We start from the raw sequence: 12,270 nt of genomic DNA on the forward strand, positions 1-12,270 counted from the left end.
TCAAATGCCGTGGCCCCATTGAAGGACGGAAGCTCTCGCAAAGCTCGTCCTGTGGGCCGTCGATTCCACGGCTCAAATGCCGTGGCCCCATTGAAGGCCCTTGTACGGCTATCATTATGGGGGATTGGCCAGCGATTCCACGGCTCAAATGCCGTGGCCCCATTGAAGGCGGCTCTGAGGAAAAAGGGAATTTAGTGCATGATCCCCGATTCCACGGCTCAAATGCCGTGGCCCCATTGAAGGTATTTCATCGCTTTGGCCCAGTCGCATTGATCGAGGATTCCACGGCTCAAATGCCGTGGCCCCATTGAAGGTGACAGTAGCTGTGGTCATTGGTGGATGTGTGTCTGCCGATTCCACGGCTCAAATGCCGTGGCCCCATTGAAGGGTTGACTGCGCTCGCCCCGCCCGAGCCGCCTGTTTTGATTCCACGGCTCAAATGCCGTGGCCCCATTGAAGGTTAAGTTGAAGCAGGTAAGAGAAGCTAAAAAAGGTTTGATTCCACGGCTCAAATGCCGTGGCCCCATTGAAGGTCATGAAAGGGAAAACACATGCCGAGTCAAAGGGAGATTCCACGGCTCAAATGCCGTGGCCCCATTGAAGGGCGTAATTTCGATTGAATCAAGTTTTAATGTTCTAGGGAAGGTCTGATTTATTCTCTTTGCATGATGTGCTAAGGGTAGCGCAGCACTGAACTGGAGGCGTGCCCCATGCAGCAACAGACGTTTGCCGAAGTCTCGTTTGAACAGTATCGCAAGCCCACCCGCCGGGAGCAGTTTCTCAACGAGATGAACCAGGTTGTTCCATGGGCGGAATTGGTAGCGGCGATCGAGCCGGTCTACCCCAAGGCCGAGGGCCCAGGGCGTCCGCCCGTGGGTGTCGAACGCATGTTGCGCCTCCATTGTCTGCAACAGTGGTTTAACCTGTCGGACCCGGCGGTGGAGGAAGCGCTGTACGACTCACACGCCATGCGGCAGTTCGTGGGGATTGATCTGGGCCGCGAGCCCGTACCGGATGAAACCACCATCTGTAAGTTTCGGCATCTGCTGGAAGCCCACCACTTGGGCGCACAGCTCTTTGCGCGGATCGGCGCGTATCTGGCTGCCCACGGGCTGAAGGTCAGCCGGGGCACGATCGTGGATGCCACGATCATCAATGCGCCCAGTTCGACGAAGAATCGCCAGAAAGAGCGAGATCCGGAGATGCATCAGACCAAGAAGGGGAACCAGTGGTATTTCGGCATGAAGGCGCATATTGGAGTGGACAGCCGGACGAAGCTGGTTCACTCAGTGGCGGCCACGGCGGCGAATGTCCATGACAGCCAGGTGTTGCCGGAGTTGCTGCATGGACAGGAGACACGAGTATGGGGCGATGCCGCCTATAGCGGGCAACGCGACATGATTCAGCACCATGCTCCCCATGCCAAGAGCTTCGTCCAGACGAAAGCCCATCGCCATCGGCCCTTGAGCGAGACGGAGCGGGCCCGCAATCGGACGAAGTCGAAGGTTCGTGCCAAAGTCGAGCATGTGTTCTTGGTGATCAAGCGGATCTTCGGGTGGGCCAAAGTGCGGTACCGGGGGCTCGCGAAGAATGCGCACTGGTTGTCTATCAGTTGCGGCTTGGCGAATCTGTATGTAGCACGCCGGCACTTGCTGGCGGCAGCCTAGCGGACGGGGGTGCGAACGGGGCGCGGGCCGCCTGACGGCGGAGGAATCCGAGAAAGGCGCTCTCGGACCAGCGGGTTCCCAGCTGATGGCCCGTCTTGATCCACCGAGAAACAGATTGCTTCGTGGAAACGCGAATTAATCAGACGTTCCCTAGATTCCACGGCTCAAATGCCGTGGCCCCATTGAAGGTACAGGTGGTGCGCGCAGCAGGCGCAGGAGGGGGGTGATTCCACGGCTCAAATGCCGTGGCCCCATTGAAGGTCTGACGCGCATGGGCATAGTTGGTGAGCTGAGGGGATTCCACGGCTCAAATGCCGTGGCCCCATTGAAGGATACAGCAACGCCGCCGGAACGGTCATCGACGGCAGATTCCACGGCTCAAATGCCGTGGCCCCATTGAAGGCACAATATTACAGACTGCTGTTTCAATATCTGCCCGATTCCACGGCTCAAATGCCGTGGCCCCATTGAAGGTGAAAATAAAATGTCCGTTCAATCTTCCCGATGAAGATTCCACGGCTCAAATGCCGTGGCCCCATTGAAGGTAATGTCCTTCGGTTGGCCCGGTTGAAACACAATGGATTCCACGGCTCAAATGCCGTGGCCCCATTGAAGGCGCCGGATACCGTCGATAGAAAGCTTGACGAAATCGGATTCCACGGCTCAAATGCCGTGGCCCCATTGAAGGGGCCAGCGGTCATTGTCATGCGGCCCATTGACGCACTGCTGATTCCACGGCTCAAATGCCGTGGCCCCATTGAAGGGAAATTTCCAGACAGTGTTCGGATGGATGTTGAGGTGGATTCCACGGCTCAAATGCCGTGGCCCCATTGAAGGAGTCCGCGGTTTGAAGAACGCCCACGCTAAAACGTATGATTCCACGGCTCAAATGCCGTGGCCCCATTGAAGGGGGCGTTAACCGCTTCGCCATCGCCCCGGCCACCTTGCCGATTCCACGGCTCAAATGCCGTGGCCCCATTGAAGGTGTTTTTGGATGAAATTGACGCCTATCCGCAGGATGGATTCCACGGCTCAAATGCCGTGGCCCCATTGAAGGTCGGCAATCCGCCGAATCCAAAGCGGCTCCATTCCTGATTCCACGGCTCAAATGCCGTGGCCCCATTGAAGGCATCGCAATCGACCCGCTCGCGTGTCCTGCGCGGATTGATTCCACGGCTCAAATGCCGTGGCCCCATTGAAGGACTTCTGCCTCAATCCGATTTTCCTGAATATCTACACCGATTCCACGGCTCAAATGCCGTGGCCCCATTGAAGGAAGCTGATCGTTCGTCAGCCGCAGCTGATGCGCCCGATTCCACGGCTCAAATGCCGTGGCCCCATTGAAGGGGCGGCTCCCCCGGTATTCGTGAAGCGGTCCGACACGATTCCACGGCTGGGAGTGAGAGTGGGGAGACAATCTCGGTAGCACCGATGTTTCTCGTTCCGCCCCATCGACCACAAGCGATCGACCCGGAGCTGACCTTCATTCCTCTCCGAAAATTTGTCTGTCGGCGGCCCTCCCAATACGAGTAAGATACGCGCTTGTTGCGAGGGGATCGAACTATGCCAGACAGGCTTCCGCCGTTCTCGCCCGCGCAGGCGGCGCTCCTCCAGGCGTTCCTTTCATCACCGCTCCGTCCAGACGGAACCATGACCTATCCGCAGCTGGCGGGGTTCCTGTTCAGCATCGCAAATGGGCCGGAATTGATCCTTCCGTCTGAGCGGATGCCGATGGTCTTCAATGATTGGGAGGCGCGGTATGGAACCTTGGAGGAAGCCGAGTCGGTGACGCAGGCCCTGATGGCCCTCTCCCACGACTGCGGTCGAATCCGAACGGAGGAGAGGCCGTCGCTGCCAAGGAGAGCAAGGGAACGTCGAGTGTGGAGCAATTGGCCGACACGGTCGTCACACTGTTTCCCAATGCGCTGGCTGAATACGCGCATCTGGGTCGATCAATCTATCAGGCACGGTGCGAAGCCGGCGAGTTTAGCGCGCCGCTGCCGACTCGCCGCCCCGTGGGCCGAAACGAGGCTTGCCCCTGCGGAAGCGGGAGGACGTTCAAGAAGTGTTGTGGCGCGTCCTGAGACACAACTGGAGACCATTTCCCTATGTTGAACCGACAGGATCTCGAACAGAAGTTGCCCGCCATGACCCAGGCCCAACTGATCGACACGGTCCGGAGTTGTCTCGATATGATCGAGCGCTTGGAGAATGATCTGTCGGCGGGGTCGCGGAAATTGGAGGAGATGACCGCGTTGGTGCGCAAGCTTTCCGAGGCGAAATCCGTCGGCTGACATGCGTGACGCTTTGGTCGTATTGGTCGTAACACTGCCCCTTGTGCAGAGGGCGGTCGTCGAGGCGCGGGCTGGGCGGCCGAGCAAGGAATCGGTCCTCGCCCGGTGAGCAGCCCCATGAGGGGGTCTGCTCACCACAGCAGACTCACGAGGCAGGCGGCCTCAGTGCGCTACCCGTTCCACCTTCACCGGCACCGGTCGGCAGACGGTGTTGCAGACGGGCGAGCGGGCCTGGGCGTACCGGAGCAGATCATCCAACTCTTCGTCGGTGCAGTCAGCCTTGACCCGCATCTTGATGCGAATCTCTTGATAGCCCGGCGTGATCGCGTCGTTCAGTCCGATGAGCCCCTGCACGTCGATGTCCCCATCCAATTCGGTGGCGAGTTCGCGGATACGAATCCCGCGCGCAGCGGCATGTAGGACGAAGGTGGTTGTCACGCAGCCGGCCAATGCGTGCAGGAGAAACTCGACGGGATTGGCGCCTTCGTTGGCGCCCAACAGCACCGGCGGCTCGCCGTTGGTGAACTCGAACGGTTCCTGCCGCGAATCGTCTTCCCGGCCTGCTCCATAAAAGTCCTGGATGCGCGACCGGTTCATCCCGCCGTCGATCCATTGATTGCGGGCGCGGAATTCAAAATGGGCCAGCGCGGGGTCGCGCTTGATCGCCTCGATCGTGTCGACCATCTGTTGCGTGTCGAGTCCATTGAGCATCGTGGTGGTGTGCGTCGTCATGATTGCCTCCTTGAATGATGCGGCCCGCCCCATGCGTGCCGTTCTGCCCCCGCATCTATCCCAAGATTCGTGCCACGAGTCTTTCTGGAGAGAATGCGTAGATACACAGAGGGGTTTGATTGTGGCCCCGCGCGCGCTGCGGAGGGACGTTTCGTTCATTCGCGGAATTTCATGAGTGAATTCGCGAGAAGTCGTGAGGTTCTTGATCCATTTTTCGCAGGGTAGGATGGTATGATGGCAGATGTTTGAGTAAGGACTTTCTTATCCATTATGGGGGAGGGCATTATGGCTAGGCATCGGGCACGTGCATTCATGGCAATCTCCTTAGGCGTCGCGTTGTGGGCGGGCACCGGTTTGGCGGCGGAGCCGGCTGACGTGGAGAAATTCGTGAATGCGCGCATCGAGATCGGCGAGATGATGGCGAATTATTTCCAAGGTGGCCAGTCGTTCGGACAAGGTGAGCGTCCGTCGCCGGAGAAGATGAAGGAAATGGGCGCCGACATCAACGCCAAGCTCGGCAAGCTCCTCTCGAAGTACGACCTGACGGTCGAGGACTACCGCGCGCGCAGCAAGGACATTTTCGCGGACGATGCGGCGGTGAAGGGCTATCTGGAACAACATCCTGATCTGAAGAAGCGGTATGAGGCGTTGCCGTTCGACCGCATGGGGCGTGGTGGAAGCGGACGGGGCTACTGAGTCCAAGGAGCGGAGGGCGGCATACGGCGAGGCGGATATGACAATCGCCTGGAAGAAAGTCTGAGCCGTCACGATGGCTGCGACGATCCGTGTCCTGATCGTGGGTGGCGGCCTCGCCGGGTTGGCCTGCGCCCGCCGCCTCCGGCGGTCAGGGGCGACTGTGACGGTGTTGGAGGCTTCTGACAATGTAGGGGGTCGCGTTCGCACGGACCAGGTTGAGGGGTACCGGCTGGATCGCGGCTTTCAGGTGTTGCTCACCGGATATCCGGAAGCCACGCAGGCACTCGACTATGCGGCCCTGCGCCTCCAGCCCTTTCACCCCGGCGCCATCGTGCGGCACGCCGGCGGCTTCCACCGCATCAGCGATCCCTTCCGCCGCCCGCAAGATCTGCTGCACACGCTTTCCAGCCCCGTCGGCTCTCTTCGGGACAAGCTGGCCGTCTTGCGCCTCAGACGCGACGCGCTGAACGGGGGCCTCTGCGCGCGCGCCGGCGGCGCGGCCACGCCGGTGCGGGACGTCCTGCGGACCTATGGCTTCTCTGTGGAAATGCAGCAGCGCTTCTTCCGCCCCTTTCTCGGCGGCGTGTTCATGGAAGACGCCCTTTCCGCGCCCTGTCACCTCTTCTCTTTCCTGTGGGCTTCGTTTTCACGGGGCGCCATTGCCTTGCCGACAGAAGGCATGGGGGCGGTGGCCCATCAGGTCGCCGCCGGCCTGCCGCCGGAATCGATACGGCTGCACGCGCGCGTGCGTGAACTAGACGGCACCGGGGTGGTGCTGGATTCGGGGGAACGGCTTGCGGGCGATGCCGTGGTGCTGGCGACGGAGTCTTCCGTTGCCGCCCGCTTGTGCGGGGAGGCTGCTTCCGGGGAGTCGGGCAGGAATGCGTTCAGTCTGTATTTCGAAGCTCCGCTGTCGCCGATGGCGGGATCCTGGTTGGTGGTCAACGGTGATGAGCAGGGACCGATCCGGACCCTCTGCGTTCTGAGCGAGGTGGCGCCGTCCTATGCGCCGCCGGGCGGTCGTTGGTGTCCGTGAGCCTGTCCCAACAGGCCGCGACCGCGGGGGATGAGACGTTGAAGGCGCTCTGGCGACAGTTGCGGGAGTGGTTCGGCGATGCGGTGGATGGCTGGCGTCACCTGCGCACGGACCGCATCGTGCGTGCGTTGCCTCCCATGGCGGTCCTCTCGGCTCACACGGAGCCTTCCGCGCTTCGGCTCAGGCCTGGGCTCTACCGCTGTGGAGATTATCTCGGTACCGGCACCCTGGATGCCGCGCTCCTCACCGGCCGCGTGGCCGCCGAGACGCTGTTGGCCGATCGCGACCTGTCCTGATGCGCAGGTGCGCTACCGCTTGCGTCTGAAGAGATCGGTGCTGAGCGACTGGATGCGGTCGAGAAACAGCGTGCCCTGCAGATGGTCGACTTCATGCTGGAATGCCAAGGCTTCGAAGCCTGATGCCGTGATGGTCGTGGCGCGACCGTCCGGCGTGAGCCCTTCCACCACGACCTCCTGATACCGCAACACATTACCCGTATAGTCCGGCACGCTGAGGCAGCCTTCGCGCACGACCTTTTGCCCTTCCTGGACCAGGATTACGGGGTTCAGCAACACCACCAGTCCATGTCCCTGTTCGCCTTGCTTGCGTGATACATCCACGGCGATGATCCGGACGCGATGCCCGATCTGGGGGGCCGCCAGCGCCACGCCCGGTGAGGCCGCCAGGCTGTCGAGCAGATCCTGCACGACGATTTGCACCAGGGCGTCGTCGGGCGACACCGGAGCGTTTTGCGACTTCAGGCCGGGATGGGGGTAGAGCAGGATCGGTCGGATAGCCACGGTCAGAAGGTGACGCGTTCGAGGGGACGCAGGGTGAGATCGACGCCGAGCCGGGGCTTGAGGTGCTCGAGCGCCTGACGGAGGGGCTCGGCCTGTTCCGTCCGGGTAAACTGGATCTCCAGTACCATCACGTAGACGGGCAGATCGCTCGTGCCGATGACGCGGGTGTTCATGTCGCTGATATTGCCGCCCTGTTCCGCTACCGTCTGCGCCACCTGGGCTACGATGCCGGGGTGATCGGCACCATACACGGACAGCATGAAGGTCGGCAGGTCCTGCGCCGGTTGGCGAACGGCGGTCTGGTCCGGCAAGGGGCGGCAGAGCAGGGTGAGGCCCAAGGGAGCGGCGAAGGGAGCCAGCCGGTTGCCGAGCTGTTCGGCGTCCAGGCCGTTCGGAAGCCGGACCACCAACATCATCGTGAAGGCGCCGCGGAGCCTGGTCATGCAGCTGTCTTCGATGTTGCAGCCGAGCCGGTAGAGCCCTTCGGCAATCGCGGCAACGATGCCGGTACGGTCATGCCCGAAGGCGGTGACGATGGCAAAGTGATCCATAGACTCCTGTCGCGGAGCGGACGGCGATGGTGCGGGCGTAGCATGCGCGAATCCCGGTGAATTAGCAAGGCATGCCTCGAGGCCTTCGGTACGTTCAGCTGCGCCCTTTGGTCCGATTGGTCGGTTGCGCTGCCGAAGGATCCTCCGGCCAGTGATGCCGTGGGTATCGCCCTCTGAGTTCCTTGCGCACCTCTTGGTAGGCTGTCCGCCAAAAGCTCGCCAGATCCTTCGTAACCTGTACGGGCCGCCCGGCCGGCGAGAGCAGATGGACCATCACCGGCACCTTCCCTCCGGCGACCCGCGGCGTGTCTTGGCAGCCGAACATTTCCTGCAACCGCACCGCCAACACCGGCAGGGCGCCCTGCTCGTAATCAAGCCGGATGCGCGATCCGCTGGGCGCGACCAGGTGCGTCGGCGCCAAGCGATCCAACTCTTGCCGTTGTTGCCAGGTCAGCAGCTGTTCCAACACGGGCGCCAGGTCGAGGCGACGGACTTGCGCGAGGCTGGTGAGGCCGTCGAGAAACGGTCCCAGCCATTGGCCGAGGGTGCGCGTGAGGGCGCCGTCAGAGAGGTCGGGCCAGCTGGGGTCGAGGCCATGGAGAAAGGCCACGCGGGTGCGCCATGCCGACAGGTCCTTCGTCCAAGACAGGCAGGCGAGGCCGGACTGCGTGATGCCGGACAACAGGGCTGCCGTGACCTGGGCCGGATCAGGCTTGGGTAGGGCCCGGTCTTCCAGCACGAGCTGGCCGAGCCGTCGTTGGCGTCGCGCGCGGACGCTCTCGGTTCGTTCATCCCACTCCAGCAGGTCGACCTGACGCAGCTGCGCGCCGAGATGTTGCTCGATCTCGTCGAGGTGGAGCGGAGCGGCCAATTGAATGCGAGCCCAGTCGTCCGAGCCGTCGAGTTGGGCGACGGCAAGGTAGGCCTCCTGCGAGAGAGCTTGAATGCTCGGAAACGTCGCGCCGCGGCCGTTCGACAAGCGGTAACGGCCCTCGCTGCCCTCGATCCGTTGCGCGATGCGATCCGGAAAGGCCAAGGCCGTGAGGAGCCCGCAGTGGTCCGCCTCTGGGCCGGGGTCATCGTCGAGCTGCAGCTGCCGTCGCCATTGGTCGGCGGCACGTCGCGCCCGTTCTGCGCCCGCGCGGTTGACGGTGGTTCCGGCCAAGGATGCGCGGCGGCCTCGCAAGGCCTCCATGCGCAGGCGAAGGTCTGCATTGCGCCCTTGGGGGCCACCCTGTAGCAGATCGCGTTCGCTCAAGATGGCGGCCAGGTCGCAGGCAATAGCTCCCAGGCCAAGCGTTGCGGCGGTCACCATCATATGGGCCAGGCGCGGGTGCACCGTGACGTGGGCCAGACGGCGTCCATGGGGGGTGAGGCGTCCGTCGCCGTCAAGCGCACCGAGCTGCGCGAGCAGGGCACGGGCTTGCGCCAGGGCGCTGGCGGGAGGCGGATCGAGCCAGGCCAGCTCGCCGGCCTCGATCGCACCCCATTCGGCGAGGTCGAGGGCTAGCGGGGTCAGGTCGGCTTCTAAAATTTCCGGAAGGCGGCGGGGCAACAGCGCCTGCTGTTCCGCCGCGGTCCAGAGACGGTAACAACGTCCCGGTTCGAGTCGTCCGGCTCGTCCGCGACGCTGATCGGCGGCGTCTTGTGTGACGCGGATGGTGTCGAGGTGGGTGAGGCCGGAACGTGGATCGTACCGCGGGACGCGCATGAGCCCCGCGTCGATCACGACCCGTACCCCTTCGATGGTCAAGCTCGTCTCGGCGATGGAAGTGGCGAGCACGATTTTTCGTTGCCCCGGCGGCGCCGGCCTGATCGCCCGTTCTTGCTCTTCTTGCGGCAGGTCTCCATGGAGGGAGGCGATGAGGAGGTCGGCGGGAAGGGAGGCCTCGAACAGCAGCCGCTCGACCCGGCGAATCTCCGCCATGCCCGGCAGGAAGACCAGGAGGCTGCCTTGGTCCTGTCGGAGCGCGTGCCTGATCTGTCGCACCACCGCCTGTTCGATGCGGTCGTCGATCGGGCGGAGCAGGTAGTCGGTCGCGACCGGAAAGAGCCGGCCTTCACAGGAAACGGTGACGGCGTCCTGCAGCAGGCGCGTGACCGCCGCGCAATCCAGCGTGGCCGACATGATGAGCAGGCGCAGGTCCGGTCTGAAGAGCCGCTGGGCTTCTCGTGCGAAGGCCAGACCCAGGTCCGCTTGCAGGCTGCGCTCATGGAACTCGTCGAAGATTACGAGGCCGTATCCGTCGAGTGAGGGATCGTGTTGTAACAGCCTGGTGAGAATCCCTTCGGTCACGACCTCGATGCGTGTTGCGGCGCTCACCTTGGCGTCGTGCCGGATGCGATAGCCGACGGTGCGACCGACCGGTTCGCCGAGACTCGCGGCCATGTAGGCAGCGGCGGCGCGAGCGGCCAGCCGGCGGGGTTCCAGCATGATGATCTTGCGGCCAGCGAGCCACGATTCCTCCGACAGGGCGAGCGGGACCCTGGTGGTTTTTCCGGCTCCCGGTTGCGCCGTGAGCAAGGCGGAGCGGCCTGAAGCCAATGCCTCTCGTAACGCCGGCAGGGCCTCTTCTATTGGTAGCCGGTCCATGGTAGGGTGCGCGCTGGTTTTCATTCGGAGCGACTGTAACAGAATCGAGCCCTGTCCGCCGAGTCTTCGGCAAGTGACGGGCGCTCGTGAGAGAGGGAGGCGATCGACAGGCAATGGCGTCCTTGACATGGACGAGTGCAAAACCCAAGCGTGCCGGGTGGTACTGGTGGCGCGGGCTCGATCAGGACACGGAACTGCTCATCCTGTTCGTGGACGAAGTCGGGTATTTCCAGTGGCCGGACGGCGCGTCTCAGGAAGTAGGGCTGACGAAGGGGCAGTGGGCCGGTCCGCTCCAGCCGCCGGAGGAGGCGTGACGGCGAGCATGATCCCGCTGCCTCAGTCGTGCGAGCGAGCGCTGCTGGAACGGTTTCTACGCGCCGAGGCGATGGCCCTGGCGGCCGTCCGTTCCGCCCAGGCTTACAACCTGCCGCGACATGTGCAGACTTTTCTCCAACGCCACGAACTCGACGAGCAGGATCACTTGCGCCAGTTCGAGAGCTTGCTCGGCACCACGTCGCTTCGTTCGGACAGCCTGCCGGGCGTGCCGTCGCAGTGGGAAGCGTTGGCCGTGTATCTCTTTGGCTATGAAGCCCTGGGGTTGGAATTCGCCAGGCTCCTGGCGCAACTCAGGCCTGACCTCGCCGAGATCCTGGAGGACGAACTGGTCCACGTCGGGTTCTTCGAGAGAGAGCTTACGGAGCTGATGACGGGAGAAGCGGCAGGGGCTCAGCAGGCGCGAACGGCCGCCCGCACCTGGTGGAAGAAGATTCCCCGCACGTTGGATCGGTATCTGCAAGACGAAGCGCTGACCCCGCACCGTGAAGCCCTGCGCCGGCACATCCTCTCGGCCATCGAGGCGCGATTCGCCTCGCTCGGCCTCATGCCGACTTAAGACACGGTGGCGACGAGGCCGCCGACCACGCCCATCTTGCGGAACTTCTGATCGCGCTGGGTGAGCAACTCGTCGATCGACAGGTCGCACAGAGCATAGAGGTGGTTGGCCAGCGCCTTCGCCACCCGGTCGGAGATGCTCCTGACATCACGATGGGCGCCGCCGAGCGGCTCTGGAATCACCTCGTCCACGATGCCGAGTCCCACCAAATCTTGCGCCGTCATTTTCAACGAGGCGGCGGCATCCGGCACCTTGGCCGGGTCGTCGTACAAAATGGCGGCACAGCCTTCCGGGGAGATCACGGAATAGACGGAATGTTCCAACATGAGGATGCGGTCGCTCACCCCGAGGGCCAAGGCCCCGCCGCTGCCCCCTTCGCCGATGACCACGGAAATGATCGGTACGGTGAGCCGCGACATGACGAACAGGTTGCGAGCGATGGCTTCGGCCTGTCCGCGTTCTTCGGCCCCGATGCCCGGATAGGCGCCGGGCGTGTCGATGAAGGTGATAATCGGACGGCCGAACTTTTCGGCTAAGCGCATCAGCCGTAAGGCCTTGCGGTAGCCCTCCGGGTTGGGCATGCCGAAGTTGCGCTGCATGCGCTCCTTGAGCGTCTTGCCCTTCTGGTGGCCGATGATCATGACCGACCGGTCGTTGAAATGGGCGAAGCCTCCCACGATGGCGCGGTCGTCGCCGAAGCTCCGGTCGCCGTGCAGTTCGAGGAAATCGCGGCAGAGTTCGTTGATGTAGTCGAGGGTGGTCGGTCGCTGGGGATGCCGGGCCAGCTGGGTGCGTTGCCAGGGGGTCAGGGTGTTGTAGAGTTCATGCTCGACTTGCGCGAGCTTCGTGCGGAGTTTACGGACCTCGTCCTGGGTCCCGGCTTTCGGCGATTCGGCGGATGCGAGCTTCTCGATTTTCTCTTCGAGTTCGCGGATCGGTTTTTCAAAGTCGAGGTAGTCTCTCATACGATGGAATCCCTCAGTAAGGGGGTCGCCTAGGGCCGCAATCG

Annotated in this window: 13 protein-coding genes and 2 CRISPR repeat arrays (1 of these 15 cut by a window edge); of the genes, 8 read left to right on the plus strand and 5 right to left on the minus strand. The window is 62.8% G+C overall.

Features of this window, described 5'->3' with window-relative positions; translation table 11 throughout:
• A CRISPR array of direct repeats spans window positions 1-604; the repeat unit is 36 nt; unit sequence GATTCCACGGCTCAAATGCCGTGGCCCCATTGAAGG (it extends 2,405 nt beyond the left edge of the window).
• Between the two features lie 106 nt (window positions 605-710).
• The 3 genes from HRU82_00160 to HRU82_00170 all read left to right on the plus strand — a co-directional run bounded on the left by HRU82_00160 (window position 711) and on the right by HRU82_00170 (window position 3,961).
• Window positions 711-1,667 (plus strand): IS5 family transposase, encoded by a 957-nt coding sequence (locus HRU82_00160; GenBank protein QOJ33457.1) that lies wholly within the window; start codon window positions 711-713, stop codon window positions 1,665-1,667.
• A gap of 153 nt (window positions 1,668-1,820) precedes the next feature.
• Window positions 1,821-3,086: direct repeats of the CRISPR family, unit length 36 nt; unit sequence GATTCCACGGCTCAAATGCCGTGGCCCCATTGAAGG.
• Between the two features lie 326 nt (window positions 3,087-3,412).
• On the plus strand, window positions 3,413-3,751 hold the full coding sequence (locus HRU82_00165; protein QOJ33458.1) for an SEC-C domain-containing protein: 339 nt from the start codon (window positions 3,413-3,415) through the stop codon (window positions 3,749-3,751).
• Between the two features lie 24 nt (window positions 3,752-3,775).
• On the plus strand, window positions 3,776-3,961 hold the full coding sequence (locus tag HRU82_00170) for a hypothetical protein (protein QOJ33459.1): 186 nt from the start codon (window positions 3,776-3,778) through the stop codon (window positions 3,959-3,961).
• Between the two features lie 162 nt (window positions 3,962-4,123).
• Here HRU82_00170 and HRU82_00175 read toward each other — a convergent pair whose 3' ends face one another.
• Window positions 4,124-4,693, minus strand: coding sequence for an OsmC family protein (locus HRU82_00175; protein ID QOJ33460.1), 570 nt, complete (start codon window positions 4,691-4,693; stop codon window positions 4,124-4,126).
• A gap of 285 nt (window positions 4,694-4,978) precedes the next feature.
• Between HRU82_00175 and HRU82_00180 the strand changes: the two genes are divergently transcribed.
• The 3 genes from HRU82_00180 (at window position 4,979) to HRU82_00190 (ending at window position 6,721) form a co-directional block, all read left to right on the plus strand.
• Entirely contained in the window at window positions 4,979-5,389 is a 411-nt protein-coding gene (locus HRU82_00180; GenBank protein ID QOJ33461.1) for a hypothetical protein, read from the plus strand.
• A gap of 73 nt (window positions 5,390-5,462) precedes the next feature.
• Window positions 5,463-6,425, plus strand: a complete 963-nt coding sequence (locus tag HRU82_00185; protein QOJ33462.1) for an FAD-dependent oxidoreductase — start codon at window positions 5,463-5,465, stop codon at window positions 6,423-6,425.
• Window positions 6,422-6,721 carry an FAD-dependent oxidoreductase gene (locus tag HRU82_00190; GenBank protein QOJ33463.1) on the plus strand — a complete coding sequence of 100 codons (300 nt, stop codon included), beginning with the start codon at window positions 6,422-6,424 and terminating at the stop codon, window positions 6,719-6,721. The genes HRU82_00185 and HRU82_00190 overlap by 4 nt, the downstream gene beginning before the upstream one ends.
• Window positions 6,722-6,733: 12 nt before the next feature.
• On the opposite strand, the gene def is transcribed toward HRU82_00190, so the two are convergent.
• The 3 genes from def to hrpB all read right to left on the minus strand — a co-directional run bounded on the left by def (window position 6,734) and on the right by hrpB (window position 10,369).
• Window positions 6,734-7,225, minus strand: coding sequence for a peptide deformylase (gene def / locus HRU82_00195; GenBank protein ID QOJ33464.1), 492 nt, complete (start codon window positions 7,223-7,225; stop codon window positions 6,734-6,736).
• Between the two features lie 2 nt (window positions 7,226-7,227).
• On the minus strand, window positions 7,228-7,776 hold the full coding sequence (locus HRU82_00200; GenBank protein ID QOJ33465.1) for an ACT domain-containing protein: 549 nt from the start codon (window positions 7,774-7,776) through the stop codon (window positions 7,228-7,230).
• A gap of 94 nt (window positions 7,777-7,870) precedes the next feature.
• Entirely contained in the window at window positions 7,871-10,369 is a 2,499-nt protein-coding gene (gene hrpB, locus HRU82_00205) for an ATP-dependent helicase HrpB (GenBank protein QOJ37059.1), read from the minus strand.
• 113 nt (window positions 10,370-10,482) lie between these two features.
• Here hrpB and HRU82_00210 point away from each other — a divergent pair, with 113 nt between their 5' ends.
• Both HRU82_00210 and HRU82_00215 read left to right on the plus strand, forming a co-directional pair.
• The gene (locus tag HRU82_00210) at window positions 10,483-10,683 is read left to right on the plus strand and encodes a hypothetical protein (protein ID QOJ33466.1); all 201 of its coding nucleotides are present in this window, start codon (window positions 10,483-10,485) and stop codon (window positions 10,681-10,683) included.
• Between the two features lie 8 nt (window positions 10,684-10,691).
• Window positions 10,692-11,261 carry a hypothetical protein gene (locus HRU82_00215; protein QOJ33467.1) on the plus strand — a complete coding sequence of 190 codons (570 nt, stop codon included), beginning with the start codon at window positions 10,692-10,694 and terminating at the stop codon, window positions 11,259-11,261.
• On the opposite strand, the gene HRU82_00220 is transcribed toward HRU82_00215, so the two are convergent.
• Complete coding sequence (locus tag HRU82_00220; protein ID QOJ33468.1) at window positions 11,258-12,226, minus strand: acetyl-CoA carboxylase carboxyltransferase subunit alpha; 969 nt, start codon at window positions 12,224-12,226, stop codon at window positions 11,258-11,260. The genes HRU82_00215 and HRU82_00220 overlap by 4 nt on opposite strands.
• Window positions 12,227-12,270 lie beyond the last annotated feature (44 nt).

Origin of the sequence: Nitrospira sp. (assembly GCA_015709715.1) — a bacterium.
Lineage (GTDB): Bacteria > Nitrospirota > Nitrospiria > Nitrospirales > Nitrospiraceae > Nitrospira_A.